General features: G+C 70.6%; 23 protein-coding genes and 1 pseudogene. 8 read left to right on the top strand and 16 right to left on the bottom strand.

What is annotated here, in order from left to right:
* Window positions 1-46: 46 nt before the first annotated feature.
* The 6 genes and pseudogenes from QE416_RS11730 to QE416_RS11705 all read right to left on the bottom strand — a co-directional run bounded on the left by QE416_RS11730 (window position 47) and on the right by QE416_RS11705 (window position 6,233).
* Window positions 47-625, bottom strand: coding sequence for a PadR family transcriptional regulator (locus tag QE416_RS11730; protein ID WP_307316413.1), 579 nt, complete (start codon window positions 623-625; stop codon window positions 47-49).
* Between the two features lie 90 nt (window positions 626-715).
* Entirely contained in the window at window positions 716-1,690 is a 975-nt protein-coding gene (locus QE416_RS11725; RefSeq protein ID WP_307316410.1) for a phospholipase, read from the bottom strand.
* Between the two features lie 310 nt (window positions 1,691-2,000).
* Window positions 2,001-3,681, bottom strand: a pseudogene (gene pgi / locus QE416_RS11720) (glucose-6-phosphate isomerase).
* A 63-nt stretch (window positions 3,682-3,744) separates the two neighbouring features.
* Window positions 3,745-4,470, bottom strand: a complete 726-nt coding sequence (locus tag QE416_RS11715) for a CoA pyrophosphatase (protein ID WP_307316407.1) — start codon at window positions 4,468-4,470, stop codon at window positions 3,745-3,747.
* Window positions 4,471-4,507: 37 nt separating this feature from the next.
* The gene (locus tag QE416_RS11710; RefSeq protein WP_307316404.1) at window positions 4,508-5,167 is read right to left on the bottom strand and encodes a G5 domain-containing protein; all 660 of its coding nucleotides are present in this window, start codon (window positions 5,165-5,167) and stop codon (window positions 4,508-4,510) included.
* A 112-nt stretch (window positions 5,168-5,279) separates the two neighbouring features.
* Window positions 5,280-6,233, bottom strand: coding sequence for an intradiol ring-cleavage dioxygenase (locus tag QE416_RS11705; protein WP_307316402.1), 954 nt, complete (start codon window positions 6,231-6,233; stop codon window positions 5,280-5,282).
* 165 nt (window positions 6,234-6,398) lie between these two features.
* On the opposite strand from QE416_RS11705, the gene QE416_RS11700 reads away from it, so the two are divergent.
* Window positions 6,399-6,710 carry a hypothetical protein gene (locus QE416_RS11700; protein ID WP_210076205.1) on the top strand — a complete coding sequence of 104 codons (312 nt, stop codon included), beginning with the start codon at window positions 6,399-6,401 and terminating at the stop codon, window positions 6,708-6,710.
* A gap of 17 nt (window positions 6,711-6,727) precedes the next feature.
* On the opposite strand, the gene QE416_RS11695 is transcribed toward QE416_RS11700, so the two are convergent.
* The 3 genes from QE416_RS11695 to QE416_RS11685 form a co-directional block, all read right to left on the bottom strand.
* On the bottom strand, window positions 6,728-7,102 hold the full coding sequence (locus tag QE416_RS11695; RefSeq protein ID WP_307316400.1) for a VOC family protein: 375 nt from the start codon (window positions 7,100-7,102) through the stop codon (window positions 6,728-6,730).
* Window positions 7,103-7,199: 97 nt separating this feature from the next.
* Complete coding sequence (locus tag QE416_RS11690; RefSeq protein WP_307316398.1) at window positions 7,200-7,895, bottom strand: YafY family protein; 696 nt, start codon at window positions 7,893-7,895, stop codon at window positions 7,200-7,202.
* 59 nt (window positions 7,896-7,954) lie between these two features.
* On the bottom strand, window positions 7,955-8,782 hold the full coding sequence (locus tag QE416_RS11685; protein ID WP_307316395.1) for an SDR family NAD(P)-dependent oxidoreductase: 828 nt from the start codon (window positions 8,780-8,782) through the stop codon (window positions 7,955-7,957).
* A 187-nt stretch (window positions 8,783-8,969) separates the two neighbouring features.
* On the opposite strand from QE416_RS11685, the gene msrB reads away from it, so the two are divergent.
* Both msrB and msrA read left to right on the top strand, forming a co-directional pair.
* On the top strand, window positions 8,970-9,428 hold the full coding sequence (gene msrB / locus QE416_RS11680) for a peptide-methionine (R)-S-oxide reductase MsrB (protein WP_144781908.1): 459 nt from the start codon (window positions 8,970-8,972) through the stop codon (window positions 9,426-9,428).
* Window positions 9,429-9,466: 38 nt separating this feature from the next.
* A complete protein-coding gene (gene msrA / locus QE416_RS11675; protein ID WP_210113123.1) occupies window positions 9,467-10,021 on the top strand; it encodes a peptide-methionine (S)-S-oxide reductase MsrA in 555 nt (184 codons plus the stop codon).
* 48 nt (window positions 10,022-10,069) lie between these two features.
* Here msrA and QE416_RS11670 read toward each other — a convergent pair whose 3' ends face one another.
* Genes QE416_RS11670 through QE416_RS11655 form a run of 4 tightly spaced genes read right to left on the bottom strand, consistent with a single transcriptional unit; the run spans window position 10,070 to window position 12,264 of the window.
* Window positions 10,070-10,597, bottom strand: coding sequence for a GNAT family N-acetyltransferase (locus tag QE416_RS11670; RefSeq protein ID WP_307316391.1), 528 nt, complete (start codon window positions 10,595-10,597; stop codon window positions 10,070-10,072).
* On the bottom strand, window positions 10,564-10,998 hold the full coding sequence (locus tag QE416_RS11665) for a hypothetical protein (RefSeq protein ID WP_307316390.1): 435 nt from the start codon (window positions 10,996-10,998) through the stop codon (window positions 10,564-10,566). Before QE416_RS11665 ends, QE416_RS11670 begins: the two co-directional genes overlap by 34 nt.
* Window positions 10,949-11,860, bottom strand: a complete 912-nt coding sequence (locus tag QE416_RS11660; RefSeq protein ID WP_307316386.1) for an FAD-dependent oxidoreductase — start codon at window positions 11,858-11,860, stop codon at window positions 10,949-10,951. The genes QE416_RS11665 and QE416_RS11660 overlap by 50 nt, the downstream gene beginning before the upstream one ends.
* The gene (locus QE416_RS11655; protein ID WP_103210809.1) at window positions 11,857-12,264 is read right to left on the bottom strand and encodes an arsenate reductase ArsC; all 408 of its coding nucleotides are present in this window, start codon (window positions 12,262-12,264) and stop codon (window positions 11,857-11,859) included. Before QE416_RS11655 ends, QE416_RS11660 begins: the two co-directional genes overlap by 4 nt.
* Before the next feature lie 100 nt (window positions 12,265-12,364).
* Here QE416_RS11655 and QE416_RS11650 point away from each other — a divergent pair, with 100 nt between their 5' ends.
* The gene (locus tag QE416_RS11650) at window positions 12,365-12,715 is read left to right on the top strand and encodes a helix-turn-helix transcriptional regulator (RefSeq protein WP_210076218.1); all 351 of its coding nucleotides are present in this window, start codon (window positions 12,365-12,367) and stop codon (window positions 12,713-12,715) included.
* Window positions 12,716-12,764: 49 nt separating this feature from the next.
* On the top strand, window positions 12,765-14,000 hold the full coding sequence (locus tag QE416_RS11645; protein ID WP_307316383.1) for an NAD(P)/FAD-dependent oxidoreductase: 1,236 nt from the start codon (window positions 12,765-12,767) through the stop codon (window positions 13,998-14,000).
* A 193-nt stretch (window positions 14,001-14,193) separates the two neighbouring features.
* On the opposite strand, the gene QE416_RS11640 is transcribed toward QE416_RS11645, so the two are convergent.
* The 3 genes from QE416_RS11640 to QE416_RS11630 are packed head-to-tail and all read right to left on the bottom strand — an operon-like array spanning window position 14,194 to window position 16,380.
* Complete coding sequence (locus QE416_RS11640) at window positions 14,194-14,691, bottom strand: GNAT family N-acetyltransferase (protein WP_210113119.1); 498 nt, start codon at window positions 14,689-14,691, stop codon at window positions 14,194-14,196.
* The gene (locus tag QE416_RS11635) at window positions 14,688-15,641 is read right to left on the bottom strand and encodes a dipeptidase (RefSeq protein WP_307316379.1); all 954 of its coding nucleotides are present in this window, start codon (window positions 15,639-15,641) and stop codon (window positions 14,688-14,690) included. The genes QE416_RS11640 and QE416_RS11635 overlap by 4 nt, the downstream gene beginning before the upstream one ends.
* Window position 15,642: 1 nt before the next feature.
* Window positions 15,643-16,380: a sulfurtransferase gene (locus tag QE416_RS11630; protein WP_307316376.1), complete on the bottom strand. Its 738-nt coding sequence runs from the start codon at window positions 16,378-16,380 to the stop codon at window positions 15,643-15,645.
* A gap of 111 nt (window positions 16,381-16,491) precedes the next feature.
* On the opposite strand from QE416_RS11630, the gene QE416_RS11625 reads away from it, so the two are divergent.
* Genes QE416_RS11625 through QE416_RS11615 form a run of 3 tightly spaced genes read left to right on the top strand, consistent with a single transcriptional unit; the run spans window position 16,492 to window position 18,655 of the window.
* Window positions 16,492-17,241, top strand: a complete 750-nt coding sequence (locus QE416_RS11625) for a glycosyltransferase family A protein (RefSeq protein WP_307316375.1) — start codon at window positions 16,492-16,494, stop codon at window positions 17,239-17,241.
* Window positions 17,238-18,071 (top strand): endonuclease/exonuclease/phosphatase family protein, encoded by an 834-nt coding sequence (locus QE416_RS11620; protein ID WP_307316373.1) that lies wholly within the window; start codon window positions 17,238-17,240, stop codon window positions 18,069-18,071. The genes QE416_RS11625 and QE416_RS11620 overlap by 4 nt, the downstream gene beginning before the upstream one ends.
* 8 nt (window positions 18,072-18,079) lie before the next feature.
* Entirely contained in the window at window positions 18,080-18,655 is a 576-nt protein-coding gene (locus QE416_RS11615; protein WP_307316371.1) for a hypothetical protein, read from the top strand.
* Window positions 18,656-18,765 lie beyond the last annotated feature (110 nt).

The following is an 18,765-nucleotide window of genomic DNA, read 5'->3' as shown; positions in this document are numbered from 1 at the left end:
TCCTGGATGCCGACGGGCGTGGAGCCCCCGTCGAGCGGGCGTGACCTCAACCCTGGGCGAGGATGGAGTAGAGCTTACGGCGGGCCTCGTCGAGGATCTCGACGGCTTGCGCCACCTGCTCTTTGTCGCCCGTGCGTGCGACCTGGGCCGCGGCCTGGGCCAGCTCGACGCCCGCCTTGGGGAGCGCCGTCATGCGCCCGCCGTCACGCGAACCGGCCGACTCCCACGGGGCGGTGCGCTCGGTGGTCTCGTCGCCGGCGGCGGCACGGCCTTCGGCGGTGAGCGAATAGGTCTTGCGGCCGCTTGATTCCTCGGCCTCCACGAGACCCTCGTCGGTCAGCAACTGCAGCGTGGGGTAGACCGAGCCCGGGCTCGGCTTCCAGGACCCACCGCTGCGATCCTCGATCTCGCGGATGATCTGGTACCCGTGCATGGGCTGCTCGAGCAGCAACGACAGAACCGCAGAGCGCACGTCGCCCTTGTTCATGCGGGGCGTGGAACCGGTCTTCTGCTCGAACTGCGTGCGCAACTGCTCGAGACCCTCGAGGATGTTGGACATCGGCCAGCCGGGGGTGTTGTTGCCACCGCGTCCGCCGAACGCGTCTCCCAGGAATGAACCACTCATGACGACCTCCTTCGCGCGGACCCGATCTGGGCCAGCGATACATAACGATATATCGCTGAGCGCGATCAAGGGTCGTCTTCGAGGGGATTCTCAGTACCAGTTCATCGCCTGCGAGTGACCCCAGGCGCTGCACGGGGCACCGTAACCGCGGGAGATGTAATCGAGACCCCAGGCGATCTGGGTGGCGGCGTTGGTCTTCCAGTCGGCGCCGAACGTCGCCATCTTGCTGCCGGGGAGCGCCTGCGGGATGCCCGTGGCACCGCCGTCGTTGTTGTAGGCCTGGTAGTTCCAGCCGGACTCCTTGGTCCACAGCGACGACAGGCAGGAGAACTGATCGCTCCCCCACCCGTACTTCTCGGAGGCGAGCTGGGCCGCGTACGCCTTCGCGCCCTCGGTGGTGTTGACGCGTGCCAGCGCGGCCGCGGCGTCGGCCTGACGCTGAGCTTCTGCGGCAGCGGCGGCCTCGGCCTCGCGCTGAGCCTCGGCGGCGGCGTCGGCGGCGGCCTTGTCGGCCTTGGCCTGATCGAGGCTCCCACTGACCTCCGCCACGCGAGCGTTGACGCGCTCCGTCTCGGCCTGGGCGTTCTCGCTCAGGGCGGGCACGAGCAGCACGGGGAGCAGATCTCGCGAGTTGAGGCGGTCCACGGCATCCTGCAGCGCGCTCGTGTCGATGGACGCGTCGCCGATCGAGAGCGGGAGACCGGTCGCGGCGACATCGGACTGCACGGTGCTCGCGCTCGAGAGCGCCGTCTGCGCTCCGTCGAGGGCGGCGCTCGCCCCGGTGCTGACGGCGTCCAGGGTGGGCGCCGTCGAGACGGGCACCGACGTGCTGGGAGCGGAGAACGAGGACGCCGACGCGTCGGGGAGCGACAGGGGCGCGGCCATCGCGAGACCGGTCGTGGCGACCATGCCGAAGGCGAGACCGGCACAGGTCGCCGCCGTGACGAGGGTGCGCCGGGCGCGGTTGACGTGGGTGAGCTTTATATCGGAACGCAGCAAGGGAGATCTTTCGTCGAGGGCGCGCTCGTCGGGATCGAGCACGCTGTCGCGCCGTCGGGTCGGCACGGGCCCCGAGTGTGGGTGCTGGTTCTGGACGTTATCTTTTCGTTACCTGGAAGACCGGTGGGAGCGTAGGGGCCGGGCCGCGGTGGGACACGTCGCCTTCGACCGCGATTCCACGCGACATCCGCGCGAGTCGGAAAGCAGCAGAATTGCGCCTCTCACCAGGTGATTCGAGGAAAACACGCGCGCTACGACGCCACAACATCGACGGAGCGTCGCGCCCGGGTCGACGAGAGGCCGACCCGACGAGGAAAACTTCTCGCCGAATCGGCCTCTTTGCGAAGGCTCTCGCCCACGCAGAGCGTTTTGCGGACTAGCCGCGGTGGGCCCGGTAGTAGTCGAGGAGCGCTCGGGTCGAGGAGTCCTGCGCGGCCAGGGCCTCGTCGTCGCCCTCGATCGCGGGGGCGATCTGGAGGGCGAGCTGCTTGCCGAGTTCGACACCCCATTGGTCGAAGGAGTTGATGCCCCAAGATCGTGCCCTGCGTGAAGGTGATGTGCTCGTAGAGCGCGATCAGTTGTCCGAGCACGGAGGGGGTGAGGGAAGGAGCGAAGATCGAGGTCGTCGGGCGGTTGCCCGGGAACGTGCGCGCTGCGACGAGTGCTCCCTTGGTTCCCTCTGCCTCCACCTCTTCGGCGGTCTTGCCGAACGCCAGCGCCTTCGTCTGCGCGAGGAAGTTCGCCAGGAAGAGACCGTGCACGTCGCGACCGTCATCGGCACGGGGGTAGGCCGGGTTCACGAAGGCGATGAAATCCGCGGGGATGAGCCGCGTTCCCTGGTGGATGAGCTGGTAGAAGGCGTGCTGGCCGTTCGTGCCGGGCTCGCCCCAGAACACCTCGCCGGTGTCCGTGGTGACGGGCGTGCCATCCCACCGGACGGACTTGCCGTTGGACTCCATCGTGAGCTGCTGCAGGTACGCCGCGAAGCGGTGCAGCTGCTGCGCGTAGGGCAGCACCGCATGCGACTGCGCGCCCAGGAAGTTCGTGTACCAGACGTTCAGGAGTCCCATGAGGACGGGCACGTTCTGCTCGATCGGGGTGGATGCCACGTGCTCGTCGACCGTGTGGAAACCGGCGAGCAACTCGCGGAAGACGTCGGGACCGAGGGCGACCGCGAGCGACAGCCCGATCGCGGAATCCACGGAGTAGCGTCCCCCCACCCAGTCCCAGAACCCGAAGGCGTTGGCGGTGTCGATGCCGAACGCCGACACCTTGTCGAGGGCGGTGGAGACCGCGACGAAATGGTGGGCCACGGCGTCGGTGCGCGCGGCATCGGAATCGTCGATCGCGCCCTTCTCGGCGAGCTGTGCCCAGAGCCAGTCGCGCGCGAGGCGGGCGTTGGTGAGGGTCTCGAGGGTGGTGAACGTCTTCGACGCGACGACGAAGAGTGTCGTCTCGGGGTCGAGGTCTGCGGTCTTCTGCGCGATGTCGGTGGGGTCGATGTTCGACACGAACCGCGCGTGGATACCGGCGTCGGCGTAGGGAAGGAGAGCCTCGTAGACCATGACCGGTCCGAGGTCGCTGCCACCGATGCCGATGTTGACCACGGTCGTCACCTTCTTACCGGTGACCCCGCGCCATTCGCCCGAGCGCACGCGGTCGGCGAAAGAACTCAGGCGGTCGAGGACCTCGTGCACGTCGTGGTCGATCTGCTGGCCGTCGACCACGAGGGCGGGCTCGGCGCCGGCGGGACGACGCAGAGCGGTGTGCAGCACGGCGCGGTCCTCGCTGGTGTTGAGATGCGCGCCGCGGAGCATGTCGGCGAAACGCCCGCGCACACCGGTCTCGTCGGCGAGCGCGACGAGGGCGTCGAGGATCTCCGGGGTGACGAGGTTCTTCGACAGGTCGACGTGGAGATCGCCGACCGTGCGGGTGAGGTCGCGAGTGCGGTCGGCGTCGGAGGCGAACCAGCCGCGCAGATCGGGGGTGAAGCCCTCGCGCAGGGCGCTGAGGCGGGACCAGGCGGAGGTGGTGGTGGGGTCGATAGGCGCAGTCACGGGTTCCACGCTAGCGACCCGCGTCCTTCGCCACGCCGCGGATGACGAAGTACACCGGAAGGGCTACGGGCGACGCACGCCCGAGGAACGTCCTCCGCCGCCGGCGATCGCCTCGGGCAGCGCGATCACTCTCGAGCGATCCCACGGCTCCGTCCACTCGAGGAGATCGAAGAGGCCGTCGAGCAGCATCGCCGTAAACCCCCAGACCGTCTGCAGGCCGCGGGCCGTCTGCAGTGAGAAGGCGGGCCCGCGCCACTCCCGTCCGTCACGCCGGACGACGGTCACCCCACGACGCGCGGGGTCGAGCAGGTCGGCCACGGGGGCTCGGAAGACCGCGGCGGACTCCGCTTCGTCGACGGCGCGGACCGGCGTCGGTCGGACCCACCAGCCGATGACCGGGGTCACCTCGTGCCGAGAGAACGCCAGCGGCACCGGATCGAGCGTCCCCAGCACCTCGACGCCGTGCGGATCGAGCCCGGTCTCCTCGCGGGCTTCACGGAGCGCCGCTGCCACGGCATCCCGATCTCCGGGATCCACCCGACCACCGGGAAAGGCGACCTGACCGGGGTGGGCGCGCAGGGTGCTCGCCCGCGCCAACAGGAGGACGTCGAGATCGCTGGGCACGTTCACCGCCTCGCGAGAGCTCGGGATGCCGTCGAGGACCCCGAACAGGATGAGCACCGCCGCGGCGCGGGCCTCACCCTCGACCGGGACCGCCCGCAGGGCCGGCGAGACGTCGCCGAGCCCCCGGGCGAGGAGGTCTCCGAGTTGGGCGCGGGGAGACGGCATGGATCGAGGCTAGCCGCGGCCTCTGCTCAGCGGGTTCTTAGCGCGACCCGTTGCAGGCGAAGCCGTCACCGTCGCCATCGAGCTTGTAGACGTCGGCACCGATGACCCGGGCGACGCCGTCGAAGTAGGACGGGCCGTTGCCCTTCCCACCCGCGCAGTCGACGTCGGAATCGATGGGCACGCACGCGTCGGCGTAGTTGGGGTCACAGCCCTCGCCGCCGGATGCCGCTTCGACCGGCGCGGGCGGAGGGGGTGCGACGTACGTTCCTCGCGATGTGACCTCCGCGACCGGCGCGCGACCGACGGATTCGCTGAGCAGAACGCGCTCGGACTCGACCCCGTCGATCGTCGTCACGCGGTACACCGAGACCTTCTCGCCATCGACGCCCGCCGTCGACACGCGTGACTCTCCCGACGGCAGGGAACCGTCGTCCACCGTCGTCCGTTCGAAGGGCAGGGCGGACGTGACGGTCTGCTCCGACACCGCGACGACGGGTGTCGGCGACGGCGTCTCGGTGGGCGACGACGCCACGAGGCGTCGCGCGTCGCCGGTGGCCGCCGGCTCGGCGGATGAGACGGAAGAAGAGCATCCCGCCGCGAGCAGCACGGTCACGACGACCGCCGTCACCCCCAGGGCGACGTGCCGGGGTCGGTGGGCGCGCAGGCGCGCAGAGATTCGATCGTTCGCAACGGTCATCGTGGTGTTCCCCCCAGAACAGGAGCGCGGCGTCTTCGCCATGCTGATGCTCAGCAGACCAGATCGGAGGCGCCGAGGCAACCACGACTTTCACGCGCCAGCCGCGTCAGGGTCAGCGGCCGCCGGGCATCGCCCCCGCGGCCGCCGTCGTCGTGGTGTCGACGCGAACCGTGAGGGCGACCGTCCACCCCGTGGCGTTGTCTCCGGTCGTCGTGGCGAGTTCGAGCACTCCCCCGTCGTCGCCGAAGACGTTGTCGCTCTCGAGGGAGACGCGGGAGAGGTTGGATGCCGAGGAGGTGTAGGCCGCGTCGGCGTAGACGACGTCGCAGGTCGCGGCGGGCAGGGCCACCTGCGACGTCGCGATGGCGTTGGCGGCGTCGGTGATGGCATCCGCGTTCGGATACACCTCGAAGTGGATGTGGGGCCAACGCCCGTCGCAACAGGCGGGGAAGATCGAGGTGAAGGAGACGACGCCGTCGGCGCCGACGACCTGAACCCCCCGCAGGTAGGTCTCGTTCTGGATGCCGGACGAGTACATGGAGTATCTTCCCTCGGCGTCGCAGTGCCAGACGTACACCGCGGCCCCGGCGAGGGGGACGTCGCCGTTCGCCTTGTCGAGGATGGTGAGGTCGAGCGTCATGGGCACGCCCGCCGCGGTCGCCCCGCCGTCCAGGCTCGAGCGCAGGTCGCTGCGCACGACCCCTGACCTTTCGAGGATGTCGGCGCCGTTCGAGCCGTCACCCGGGTAGGGGCCCGCCGTCTCTTGCGGGATCTCCCCCGCGGGCAGCGCGACAGCCGGTGCGGTCGTCGAGGTGCTCGGGGACGGCGCGCTCAGGGCGGTCGCGCTGGGGCTCGCGGTGGCCGCGGTGCCGGTGGGCGCGCACGCCGCGAGGGTCGCCGTTCCCGCTCCAACGGCGAACAGTCCCAGGAGACGACGGCGGGATACAAGCGTGCGGATGTCGAAGGGCGCACCCTGGTCGACGACCGGCTCGTCGGCGCGGTCGAGCAAGCGGCCCTCGTAGGCGGGACCTTCCGGGGTCATCTGGGTGTCGGGGATGCGGCTCATGGTCGGTTCTCCAAGGTCGAGGCGGGCGTTCCCCCGAGGATGGCGAACGCGGCCTGCCCCCGCCCTCACCGATCCTGTGCGCCGCCTGTGACATGGCATCCCCCGTCGGAAAGACCCGCCCCTCATCGGACACGCGCGTGTGAGGATGAGGAAGGGAGGTGCGCGATGACCGGAGTGCTGCACGCGGTGACCCTCGTCGTGAACATGCCGATCACCAAGATCGACGCGCTCGACGCAATCGCCTTCGCCGCCGACGGCGGGGTCGAAGATGCGGGCACCGCCCGCCCCCGCGTCTGGCTCGCCCCGCACGCGTGGGCCGAAGTGGAGATCCCGAAGTTCGCGGATCCCCCGCCGTTCGCCATCGACATCTACTCCGACGTCTCGGGGCAGATCGCGTGGGCGCAGGCCCGGCGTCTGCACGACGCTCTCGAGCGCTTCGGTTGGAACGTCTCGCCGCCGCGGGCGGGCGTGCGGTAGGCGGGGCCGACTCGCGGCTAGCTTGCCGTGGGCGTACTGAAGAGGTTCACGACGTTGCCGTCGGGGTCGCGGACGAGTGCGGACCGGTTGCCCCACGGCATCGTGGTCGGTTCGAGAACGACATCGTCACCGGTCCGTCGCAGTCTCGCGAACTCGGCGTCGACGTCGGCGACTTCGAACTCGATGAGCACGGATCGATTCGTCGCGGGGACCACAGCACCGCCGAGCATCGCGACGGTGGCGCTGCTCGCGATCGCGAGGTTCACGCCGGAGCCGCGGAACTGCGCGAAGACGGGGGCGGGGCGTTCGGCCGACCGGCCGGTGACCCGCTCGTAGAAGGCGACGAGAGCGTCGAGGTCGTCGGTGACGATACGGATGGAGGCAAACGGCATGGCGTTCCTTCGATGGGGTCGACGAGATGAGAGCACCAGCCTCGCGGAGCCTCGCGACACCGTCCTGTCGGTGTTTCGCGAAATCCTCCGACGAGTTTCAGCCCTCGACCACCGACCGCAAGCGCCCGTAGGTGATCGCGAGGTCCGCGGCACGCAGGGCTCGTTGCGGGGGTCGCTCTCGCGTCACCTCGATCGACAGCATCCGGTCTCCTCGAAACGCCCGTACCCCGTCGCGCAGGCGGCACCACGCGATGAGGTACCACTGCCCGTCTTTGCCGATCGATCCCAACGGTTCGACGTCTCGGGTGGATTCTGCGCCGCTGGCGTCCTGGTATCGAAGGCGAACGACACGGTCCGCGCGCAGGGCCGCGGCGAACTCGGACGGTACGACAGCGTCATCCTCACTCTCGAGCAGATGCACGCGCGAAGCGAGCGCGCTGGCACGCGTCGCATCTTCTTCGGGCATGACCGCCAGCAGCTTGCGCATCGCCGTCCGGGCGGAATGCCGGAACGGACTGTGGCGAAGGGTGCCGAGCCCGATCAGCACCGAGAGGGCCTCGTCGAGGGTGAACCCCGCCGGTCCCAGCGTCGCCGACGCGTCGATCACGTACCCGCCGGTGCGGCCCGGCTCCGCCCAGATGGGCAGCCCCGACTGCTGCAGCGCTGCGAGGTCTCTTTCGATGGTCCGAACCGATACCTCGAACCTCTCCGCGAGACGGCGAGCGCTTCGCGGCCGCGGCGAGACGGCCCGAAGCTCCTCCACGAGGCCGTAGAGGCGATCGGTACGATTCACTGCCCCATCATGCGTCACGTCTCCCGCGGGACGACAATGCGGGCGGGTGATCGCGGGGATCAGCCGTCGAGACCCACCAGCACCTCGCTGCGCTCCCACAGCTGCCGAGCGAGAACGGGGTCGTCCGCCAAGCGGCTGGTCTTCGCCTGTTTGTTGTTGGAGTAGAAGCCGCCGGGTGCCCAGTCCACGCCGGGCTTACCGAGGGCGAGCCACGTCAGACGCGCACCGCCGACCGACGTCGAGGTCATCAGACGTTGGGCGAGCGGACCGCCGTAGAGGAACTTCCACGGCCCATCGCTGGTGGAGCCGAAGTTCGAGGCGATGACGCCCGGATGAAAGGCCACCGCCGACAGCCCCGCATCGCCGAAGCGACGGTTCAGCTCCTTCGTGAACAGTACGTTCGCGAGCTTCGCGTTGCCGTAGGCCGCGGTCGAGGAGTACCGGTGCTCGCCCTGCAGGTCGTCGACGTCGAACCGCGGGAACAGCTTCGCCGCGGCGCTCGAGGTCTGGATCACCGACGCCCGCGACTCCACGAGCCGCTCGCGCAGAAGATTCGTGAGCAGGAACGGCGCGAGGTGGTTCACCTGGAAGGTCATCTCGTACCCGTCTTTGGTGAGCGTGCGCTGCCCGAACACCCCGCCGGCGTTGTTCGCGAGGACGTCGATGCGCGGATAGCGCTCGAGGAGGGATGCCGCGAGCTCGCGCACCTGAGACAGCTCGCTGAAGTCCGCGACGAACGACTCCACCCCGAGCGTCCGAGCCACTCGCGCGGTCTTCTCGGGGTTGCGCCCCACCACGACCACCTCTTCGCCGAGCTGGGCGAGCTGTTTCGCGGACGCGGCGCCGATGCCGTCGCTGGCTCCGGTGATGACGATCGTGCGGGTCATGCGTACCTCCTGGTCGATGGCGCCACGTTAATGCGGGCACCGATGAGAACCGCGGGGCTTGCCCTCGGCATCCGGCGTCGATGAGAACTCACAGCCCGCTCCCAGCCCCGCGGGACCAAAATCGGCGGGCCTCGCGTTCTTACCCATGACGCTCGACACAGGGCGTCATGACGAAGGGATACGCACCGTGAGCACGGAGTACCGGAAGACGTCGGAGGCGCTCAGCCGCCTCACCGACCGCCAGTTCGCCGTCACGCAGGACGACGCGACCGAACCGCCGTTCCGCAACGAGTACTGGGACAACCACGAGGACGGCATCTACGTCGATGTCGTATCGGGACAGCCGCTGTTCTCCTCGACCGACAAGTTCGAAAGCGGCTCGGGCTGGCCGAGCTTCACCAAGCCCATCGACGACGCCGCCGTCGTGAACAAGACCGACCGATCGCTCTGGATGACCCGTACCGAGGTGCGCTCCGCCGGCGCCGACAGCCACCTCGGGCACCTGTTCGACGACGGCCCCCGCGACGCCGGTGGACTGAGATACTGCATGAACTCGGCGGCGATGCGCTTCGTGCCCGTCAGCGAGCTCGAGGCGCAGGGCTACGGCGCGTACCTTCCCCTGTTCCGCGAGAGCCGGGCCTCATGAATCTCTTCCCCTTCCGCAACCGCAAAAGGAGCATCATCATGACCAGCGGACCTTCCGACACCGGCGAGATCACCCGTCGTCCCGGCACCGAGACCGCCGTCCTCGCGGGCGGCTGCTTCTGGGGGGTCGAGGACCTCATCCGTCGCCAGCCCGGTGTGCTCGACACGCGCGTCGGCTACACCGGAGGTCAGAACGACCACGCGACCTACCGCAACCACCCCGGTCACGCCGAGGCCGTCGAGATCGTGTTCGACCCGACGCAGACGTCGTACCGCGACATCCTGGCGTTCTTCTTCCAGATCCACGATCCGTCGACCCTGAACCGTCAGGGCAACGACGTCGGCACGAGCTACCGCTCGGCGATCTTCCCGCTCTCGCCCGAGCAGGAGAAGGTCGCGCGCGACACGATCGCCGACGTCGACGCGTCGGGCATCTGGCCCGCCAAGGCCGTCACCACGATCGAGCCCGAGGCGCCCTTCTGGGAGGCCGAGCCCGAGCACCAGGACTACCTGATCCGCATCCCGAACGGGTACACGTGCCACTTCGTACGTCCCGGTTGGGTGCTGCCCAAGCGCGAGCAAGCCTCCGCGTAAGCGACGAGCGAGGGCCCGGATGCCATGGCATCCGGGCCCTCTGTCGTGTCACGTGAATGCTCGGCTGCGTCTCTCGATCAGCACGGTGTCGCGCCACATGCCGGCAGCGTCGCGGCCGATGCGCTCGCGAACCCCGACGGTGCGGAAACCGTGGCGCGCGTGCAGGGCGAGCGAGGCGTGATTGTCGGCGAAGATCGACGACTGGATCGTCCAGACACCGGCGGCCTCCGTCGAGGCGATGAGAGCCTCGAGCAGCAGGTGACCGATCCCCCGACCGCGGGCGTCGGCCTCGACGTAGACCGAGTGCTCCACGACCCCGCGGTAGACGGGGCGTGCCGACACGGCGGACACGGCCGCCCACCCGACGACCCGGTCGTCGACGACCGCGACGAGGCGATGCGCGACCAGCTTGCCCTCGTCGAACTCGCCCCACGTCGCCGGGGGCGCCGTCTCGAACGTCGCGTGGCCGGTCGCGATGCCCTCCGCGTAGATGCGGTGGACCTCCGGCCAATCGTCCGCGGCGAGCGGGCGCAGCGACGCGCTCACACGCAGCAGGACCCCGCGTCGGTCGTGCACACGCCCGTCTCGGGCAGCACGAGATCGACCTGCCGTGCCGCCACCCGGTCGCCGGCGAGTTCCGCCGCGATCGAGCGCACCTGCTCGTATCCGGTGAGCAGCAGGAAGGTGGGCGCCCGCCCGTACGACTTCATGCCCGCGAGGAAGAAGTCGGGCTCGGGGTGCGTCAGTTCGGCGACCCCGTGCGGCGGCACGGAGCCGCACGAGTGCAGGTTCGGGTCGATCAGCGGGGCGAGCGCCCGCGGTGCCTCGACGATCTCGTCGAGCCCCACGCGGATCTCGCGCAGCATCGTCAGGTCGGGACGGAATCCCGTGGCGTTGACGATCACGTCGACCTCGAGGGCGAACGCCTCACCCGCGCGGCGGCCGCTGACGCGCACGCCGTCGTCGCACAGCCGCACGTCGTCGATCTCGAACGAGGCGATCTGCTCGACACGGCCATCGGCCACCAGGTCGTGGACCGCCGTGCCGAGGCGTCCGCGCGCGGCGAGGTCGTCGGCGGCGTCGGCGGCCAGGCGTGCGGTGCCGTCGTTGCGCACCGCCCACGACACACGCGTCGGCCGGATCCTCCTCGGCGAGAGCGGCGAGGGCGATGAGGGTGTTCGCCGCCGAGTGCCCCGCACCGACGACGAGCACGCGCCGACCGGCGAAGCGGTCGCGGTCGCGTCCGCGCACATCGGGGAGCGCCGTCGTCACGCGATCACCGAGGTCGTCGTGCGCGAGACCCGACGACAGCAGCGACCGCGGCGAGCTCGTGGTGCCCGAGGTGTCGATGACGGCGCGAGCTGTGGCATCCGTCGTCTGCTCGGCCGTGCGCAGTCGCAGCACGAAAGGAGTGGCCGCCCGACCCACCGACCGCGTGCGGTCCATGCCCTGGCGGGCCACGGCCTCGACGCGCGTGCCGTACCGGATGACGGATGCCAGGGCGGCGGTGCGCGCGAGGGGTTCGAGGTAGCCGTCGACCAGCTCGTCTCCGGTGGGGAGTCCCTCGGCATCCGGGGCGGTCCACCCCTCGGCCTCGAGCAGGCGACGCGCGGCGGCGTCGACGACGTAGCGCCATGGCGAGAAGAGACGGGTGTGCCCCCACGCGCGAACGGCCGCGCCGGCGGTGTCGCCCGCTTCGAAGACCACGACCGGCAGCCCGCGTTCGATGAGGTGCGCGGCGGCAGCCAGGCCGACGGGGCCGGCGCCGATGATCGCGACGGGCAGACCCGCGCGGCGATCGGCCTCGAGCCGCGGCGGGACCGTGAGGGTCAGGCTCATGCGTCGACCCCAAGCTCGCGCAGCAGCGTGGTCACCCGCGCCTTGATGTCGTCGCGGATGGGGCGTACCTCGTCGAGACCCTTGCCGGCCGGGTCGGTCAGCTCCCAGTCCTCGTAGCGCTTGCCGGGAAAGATCGGGCACGCGTCTCCGCAGCCCATCGTGATGACGGCGTCGGAGGCACGCACGTCGTCGGTGAGCAGCAGCTGCGGCACCTCGGAGCTGATGTCGATCCCCTCTTCGGCCATCGCGGCCACCGCCATCGGGTTGAGAGCGTCGCCGGGAGCGCTGCCACCCGAGAGCACGCGTACGCGGTCGCCGCCCAGGGTGCGGGCGTAGCCGGCGGCCATCTGCGAGCGGCCGGCGTTGTGCACGCAGACGAAGAGGATCGTGGCGGTGTCGGACATGGCGCTTCCTTCGGGTCGGGTCGAACGGGAACAGCATGACCCAACACATCGACGTTCGTCAATATTGACGTTCATCGATGTGAGGGCGATGATAGATGCAATGACCTCCCCCATCGCCCTGCCCCTGCTCGACGCCGGCTGCTGCGTCTCGTCGAGCGACGCGGCGATGGCGCCGGCCGAAGCGGAGACGCTGGCGAAGACGCTCAAGGCGCTCGCCGATCCGGCGCGGCTGCGGATCGTGTCGATCATCGCCGCGCAAGACGCCGGCGCCACGTGCGCGTGCGACCTGCAGGAACCCCTCGGCCTCTCGCAGCCCACGGTCTCGCACCACACGAAGGTGCTGGTGGATGCCGGCATCCTGACCCGCGAGAAGCGCGGCACCTGGGCGTACTTCTCGCTCGTGCCGGGCGCTCTCGACAGCGTCGCCGCGGCCATCGCGCCCCGTCGCTGACGCCCGCAACCCCCGCTTCCTCTCGCCTTCGCCTGCTTAGGCTCGCGGCATGAGCGAGTACGACGTCGTCGTGGTGGGAGCAGGGCTTGCGGGACTCCGCGCCGCGACCCGCCTGGCCGAGGCCGGGCTCGACGTCGTGGTCCTCGAGGCGAACGACGCGGTCGGCGGGCGCGAGCGCACCGACATCGTCGACGGGTTCCGCCTCGACCTCGGCTTCCACGTGCTGAACCCGGCGTACCCGGCCGTTCGGCGCTGGGTCGACATCGACGCCCTCGCGCTCCGACGCTTTCCGGTCGCCGTCGGCGTGCGGCTCGACGACCGGGTCGCGCGGTTGGCCCATCCGCTGCGGCATCCGTCATCTCTCCCGACGACTCTCGCGAGCGGGCTCGTCCACCCCGCCGATGTCGCCGCGCTCGCACGATGGGTCGGCCCCACCCTGCTGTTGGCGCGCGCCGCGAAGAGGGGCCGCGACTTCTCGCTCGACGAGGGCTGGGACCGGGCCGGGCTTCGCGGGCCCCTTCGCGAGGCGGTGCTCGAGCCCTTTCTCGCCGGGGTGATCGCCGACGACCGGCAGGAGACCTCCGACGCCTTCGTACGCCTGCTCATCCGCAGCTTCGCGCTCGGGCATCCCGGCGTTCCCGCCGCGGGGATCGGCGCCCTTCCCGCGCAGCTCGCCGACACCGCGCGGCGTGCGGGTGTCGGCATCCGCCTCTCGCACCGCGTCGTGTCGACCCGGCGGCGCACGCGCGGCTGGCACCTCGGGGTGGAGGGCCGGGATGCCGTGACCGCCCGCAGCGTCGTGGTCGCGAGCGGCCTGGATCACGCCCTCGATGCCCCGCACCCCCGCACGCGGGGCCTGCAGACGTGGTGGTTCGCCGCCGACGAGGCCCCCTCGGACGATGCCGCGCTACGCGTGGACGGCCGTCGCCGCGGGCCGATCGTCAACACCGCGGTCATGACCAACACCGCCCCCACGTACGCCCCGCGCGGACAGCACCTCATCCAGGCCACGTGCGTGATGCCGTCGGCCGCCACCGAGAACGACGTGCGGCGTCAGCTCGGCGAGGTGTGGGAGGCCGACGCCCGGCCGTGGCGCCTGCTGCGCCGCGACGACATCACCCACGCGCTCCCCGTGCAGGACCCGCCGCTGCACCTGCGCCGCCGCGTGCGGCTCGACGATGGCCGATACCTCGCCGGCGACCACCGCGACACCGCTTCGATCCAGGGCGCTCTGGTGTCGGGGCAGCGCGCCGCCGAGGCGGTGCTGCGAGACCTCGCGCGGTGAATTCGCGCGGCCACCCGGCGCGATGCGCGAGACGTCGCGCGCCACCTCCATCGCGAGACGGCATCTCGCTGACAGCTCCGCTGCAACCTGACGCGGGTTTGTCAGCGAGATGCTTTCGGTGCCCCGCCGCCCGCGCACCGCGCGCTGCTCGGTCCGCGCCGCGACCCGGGAATGCACGGGCGCAGAACCCGAGCTACCCCCGCGCCGCCAACGCCGCCAGCGCGTCGCCGGTCACCCGGCGGGTCGTCCACTCGTCCATCGCCTCGGCGCCGAGCGCGCGGTAGAAGCCGATCGCGGGCTCGTTCCAGTCGAGCACGGTCCATTCCAGACGCGAGTAGCCCTTCTCGAGGCACTCCGCGGCGAGCGCGGCCAAGAGGGCGACGCCGTAGCCGTTCGACCGGTACGGCTCGTGGACGTACAGGTCCTCGAGCCAGATGCCGTGGCGACCGGTCCACGTCGAGTAGGTGAGGAACCAGATCGCGATGGCCCGGATCTCCCCCTCCCTCTCGACGACGAAGGCGAATGCGCGGGCGTCATCGCCGAACAGCGTGTCGGCGATCATCTCGGCGGTGTTGTCGACGGCATCCGGTTCGCGTTCGTAGTCGGCGAGAGCCTGGATGCACGCGAGGATTCCCTCTTCGTCTCCCGCACGAGCGGGGCGCAGCACGGCGCCGTCTTTCAGGTGGGTCATGTCAGGGGCTCCCAGCTCTCGGCCGCGACGCGGCGGAAGTTCCCGCCGAGCACGGCGGCGACGTCGGTGTCTTTCCATCCTCGCGCGGCGAGCGCCGAGCCGAGGAGCACGAAGGTCTCGGGCGGCATCCACTCCATCGGCCCCCACCGGGTGTAGCTCGCATCGTAGAGCTCGGGCATGCGGACCACCTCGTCGCGGAAGGTCTCCCAGTCGAACGAGAAGTCGGTGCTGACGCCCACGTGCTCGATACCGACGAGCTCGACCGCGTACTCGAGGTGGCGGATCATCGCCTCGAGGGTCGGGGTGTTCGGCCCCAAGAAGATGCCCACGCCGGTGATGCCCACCACTCCCCCGGTGGCTGCCGCCGCGCGCGCCTGGTCGTCGGTGATGTTGCGGGGGTGCTCCCACACGGCGCGCATGTTCGAGTGGCTGAACACGACCGGGCGGGTCGACGCGGCGCACATGTCGAAGGTCGTGCGGGCGCCGACGTGCGAGCCGTCGGGAACCATGCCGCGCCTGTTCATCTCGGCGACGAGATCGCGGCCCCACGCGGTGAGTCCGTCGTCGACCGCGTCGAGGCACCCGCCGCCGGCGCGATTGGCATGGTTGTAGGTCGGGCCGAGGGTGCGCACTCCCCGGGCGACGAGGGTGGCCACGGCATCCAGGTCGCCCCCGAGGGGGCCGCTGTCTTCGAGGTCGAAGGCCACGGCTGTGTCGCCCCGGGCCGAGACCCGGTCGATGTCGGCCACGGTGGCGGCCAGCTCCAACCCGTCGATCGCGTCCACCTGCGCGCGGAAGGAGCGAAGGAGGGATGCCGTGAGCTCGGGCGTGTGCGGGGCGTAGCCGACGTTGATCGAGACGTAGCCTCCCCCGGCCCCGCGGTAGCGCCGCAGGTCGCCGAGGTCGGCGGACTCGACGAGCTCGACGCAGGCGTGCTGGTCCCAGAGCACGTCAGGCTCCGACCCGGGCGGAGAGAGCGGGGTCGAGGGCCTCGCGCTCATCGAAGACGAAGCAGTCGCCGTTCCAGTGCGCCGCGCCCTGGGCCTCGAACCACCCGAGGATCCCGCCCTCGAGCTGGTAGGCCTCGAGCCCCTCGGCACGCAGATGCAGCGCGGCCTTCTCGCAGCGGATCCCGCCGGTGCAGAAGCTCACCACGGTCTTGCCCTCGAGCTCGTCGCGGTGCGAGTCCGCGGCATCCGGGAACTGGGTGAAGCGGTCGATGCGCCAGTCCTTCGCACCGGCGAACGTGCCGTAGTCGACCTCGAACGCGTTGCGCGTGTCGACGAGCACGACCTCGCGACCCTCGTCGTCGGCGCCCCGGTCGAGCCAGCGGCGCAGGGTGGCGGGGGTGACGACGGGAGCCCTTCCGTCCTGCGGGCGGACCTCCGGCCGGTCCATGCGGATGATCTCGCGCTTGACCTTCACGAGGAGCTTGCCGAAGGGCACCTCGTCCGACCAGCTCTCTTTGGCTCTCAGGGCCGCGAACCGCTCGTCGCAGCGCACCTCGTCGAGGAACCCGCGCACCGCGTCGCCATCGCCCGCGAGGAACATATTGATGCCCTCCTCCGCCAGCAGGATCGTTCCGCGCAGCCCCGCCTCGCTCGCGCGCTCGCGAAGGACCGTGCGCAGGGACGCCGGATGATCGATGCGCGTGAACAGATACGCCGAGACGTTGAGGACGGATGCCATGGCATCCACGATACGAAAGGTGCGCGCTGTCGGCCGACGGCGCGGTCGTCAAGCCGGGAGGCTCCGATCGCGCATCGCCTAGCGTGGAAGCACTCGTCCCCGGGAGGAAGCGTGCCTCAAGGCCCCGTTGCGTCGGCCGTCACCGTCTCCGTCGTCATTCCGTGCCGCGACGACGGCGCCCACCTGTGGCGCTGCCTGCGCGCCCTCGCCGCGCAGACGCTCGCGCCGGACGAGGTCGTCGTCGTCGACAACGCCTCGACCGACGACAGCGCCGACATCGCCCGAACCGCGGGCGCGCGGGTGGTGTTCTGCGGCGAGCGCGGGATCCCCGCCGCGGCCGCGGCGGGCTACGACGCGGCGCGGGGCGAGCTCATCCTGCGCCTGGATGCCGACAGCATCCCCACCCCGACGTGGGTGGAGAGCATGGTCGAGGCGCTGAGGGACACGACAGTGGATGCCGTGACCGGCGGCGCCGTGTTCCACGACGGTCCCGCGCGAGGACGAGTGGCGATGGCGCGGCTCTTCCTCGGCACCTACGCCACCTTCGCCACCCCGGCCCTGGGTCACACGCCGCTGTGGGGATCGAACATGGCGTTCCGCCGTCGCGCGTGGGAGGACGTGCGCGGCGAGGTGCACCTCGACCCCGAGCTGCACGACGATCTCGACCTCGCCTATCACCTCGGCCGGCGGCACCGGATCGCGCGGGTGTCGGGCGCGCACATGCGGGTCTCGTCGCGCACGGTCGAACCCCGCCGCTTCGCGCGATGCTTCCGCCGCGGCGCGGGCACGGTGTTCGCGCACTGGCCCGCCGACATCCCCCCGGCCCGGTGGATGCGTCTGGGCATGCGGGGGCGCTCGTGACCGGCATCCTGTTCCCGAACGTCGAGCCGCCCGAGCTGCATGTGATGAGCTTCAACATCCGCCGCCGCTTCGACCGGATCACGTGGCCGCCCGCCGACCGGTGGCCGATGCGCAAAGAACGCCTGCGCACCTTCTTGAGCGCCAACAAGCCGCACCTGCTGGGCACGCAGGAAGCTATGCCCGATCAGGCGCGGTGGGTGCAGGGCGCGCTCGGCTCGGACTACGGACGGATCGGCCTCGGGCGGGGGCCGCGCCGCGACGGCGAGGGCACCCCGCTGTTCTACGACCGCGAGCGCATCGAGGTCGAGGATTGGCAGCAGGTCGCCCTGTCCGATACGCCCGAGGTGCCCGCCTCGACCGGGTGGGGGAACACGATCCCGCGCATCGCGGTCATCGCGCAGCTGCGCGACCGCGCCACCGGCTCCCGGTTCACCTTCGTCAACACGCACTTCGACGCGTTCTCGCGCCGGGCCCGGCGCCGATCGGCGACCTGGCTGCACGAGCTCGTCGCCCGACGCAAGCACCCGTTGCTGTTCACGGCCGACGTGAACGCGCACGTGCGCTCGAGCGAGCTCGCGGACATGTTCGCCGACGGCCTGCTCGTCGACACGTGGTCGTACGCCCCCGCCCGCCGCACCGCGGAGTGGGGCACCTTCAACAACTACGCGGCGCCCAGGATCGGCGCACGACGCATCGACGCCCTGCTGGCGACCCCCGACGTGGGAGTGAGGGCGGTGGGCATCGACCCGCGCCCGACGGGCACGCAGTGGCCGAGCGACCACCTTCCGGTGCAGGCCGTGGTGCGCATCCATCCCCCGGGGACGCCGTGATCCCGGCGATGTACGCGAACCTGAAGCGTCCGCCGCGAAGCCTCACCGACTGGCTGTCCGACGCCGTGCGGGCCCTGGCGATCGTCGTCGTCCTCGCGTCGTCGTTCACCCTGCCGTTCACGGACTTCGCCGTGCTGTCCATGTCGTTGCCCGCCGTCATGCTCTCGCGGATGATCGGTCTGCGGTCAGGGCTCGACCTCATCGCGTGCGTCACGGTGTTCGTGGCCGCGGGCAGCAACGTCATCGATCTGTACCGCACCTGGACGGGTTGGGACCTGGTGGTGCACGTGGTGTGCACCGGGGTTCTCGCCGCGATCGCTCTCGTGCTCCTCGACGACGCGGGCGTGATCGGGTCGACCGGCCGCCGCCGCACGCCGATCGTCGTCGCGACGATCGCGGGCCTCGCGCTCAGCGCCGTCTGGGAGATGGTCGAGTGGTTCGGCTACCGCTTCATCACCGACGCGATCTTCGTCACCTACGACGACACCATCGGCGACATGATGGCCGGCGGCGCGGGCGCGCTGATCGCCGGCGTCTTGGCATCGCGGCTGCCGCTGACCCGAGCGGATCGCGCCGCGCTGTGAGGACGCACTCCGACGCGAGACGGCGTCACGAGGACGACCGAGGCGTGTGAGCGACGTACCGCCGGTGAGAGGCGGCTTCGGCACGATATCGCCGCGTCGGAGCCGGCCCC

The sequence above is a fragment of the Microbacterium sp. SORGH_AS_0421 genome, from assembly GCF_030818635.1.
Taxonomy (GTDB): Bacteria; Actinomycetota; Actinomycetes; order Actinomycetales; family Microbacteriaceae; genus Microbacterium.
Note: the sequence above shows the minus strand (reverse complement) of the source record. Positions and strands in the feature narration are given on the sequence as shown.

Excerpts from the sequence above, each read along its gene's own strand:
- QE416_RS11730 (WP_307316413.1), bottom strand. The coding sequence starts at position 625 with ATGAGTGGTTCATTCCTGGGAGACGCGTTCGGCGGACGCGGTGGCAAC.
- QE416_RS11715 (WP_307316407.1), bottom strand. The coding sequence starts at position 4,470 with ATGCCGTCTCCCCGCGCCCAACTCGGAGACCTCCTCGCCCGGGGGCTC.
- QE416_RS11710 (WP_307316404.1), bottom strand. The coding sequence starts at position 5,167 with ATGACCGTTGCGAACGATCGAATCTCTGCGCGCCTGCGCGCCCACCGA.
- QE416_RS11705 (WP_307316402.1), bottom strand. The coding sequence starts at position 6,233 with ATGAGCCGCATCCCCGACACCCAGATGACCCCGGAAGGTCCCGCCTAC.
- QE416_RS11700 (WP_210076205.1), top strand. The coding sequence starts at position 6,399 with ATGACCGGAGTGCTGCACGCGGTGACCCTCGTCGTGAACATGCCGATC.
- QE416_RS11695 (WP_307316400.1), bottom strand. The coding sequence starts at position 7,102 with ATGCCGTTTGCCTCCATCCGTATCGTCACCGACGACCTCGACGCTCTC.
- QE416_RS11685 (WP_307316395.1), bottom strand. The coding sequence starts at position 8,782 with ATGACCCGCACGATCGTCATCACCGGAGCCAGCGACGGCATCGGCGCC.
- msrA (WP_210113123.1), top strand. The coding sequence starts at position 9,467 with ATGACCAGCGGACCTTCCGACACCGGCGAGATCACCCGTCGTCCCGGC.
- QE416_RS11660 (WP_307316386.1), bottom strand. The coding sequence starts at position 11,860 with ATGAGCCTGACCCTCACGGTCCCGCCGCGGCTCGAGGCCGATCGCCGC.
- QE416_RS11655 (WP_103210809.1), bottom strand. The coding sequence starts at position 12,264 with ATGTCCGACACCGCCACGATCCTCTTCGTCTGCGTGCACAACGCCGGC.
- QE416_RS11650 (WP_210076218.1), top strand. The coding sequence starts at position 12,365 with ATGACCTCCCCCATCGCCCTGCCCCTGCTCGACGCCGGCTGCTGCGTC.
- QE416_RS11645 (WP_307316383.1), top strand. The coding sequence starts at position 12,765 with ATGAGCGAGTACGACGTCGTCGTGGTGGGAGCAGGGCTTGCGGGACTC.
- QE416_RS11640 (WP_210113119.1), bottom strand. The coding sequence starts at position 14,691 with ATGACCCACCTGAAAGACGGCGCCGTGCTGCGCCCCGCTCGTGCGGGA.
- QE416_RS11630 (WP_307316376.1), bottom strand. The coding sequence starts at position 16,380 with ATGGCATCCGTCCTCAACGTCTCGGCGTATCTGTTCACGCGCATCGAT.
- QE416_RS11615 (WP_307316371.1), top strand. The coding sequence starts at position 18,080 with ATGTACGCGAACCTGAAGCGTCCGCCGCGAAGCCTCACCGACTGGCTG.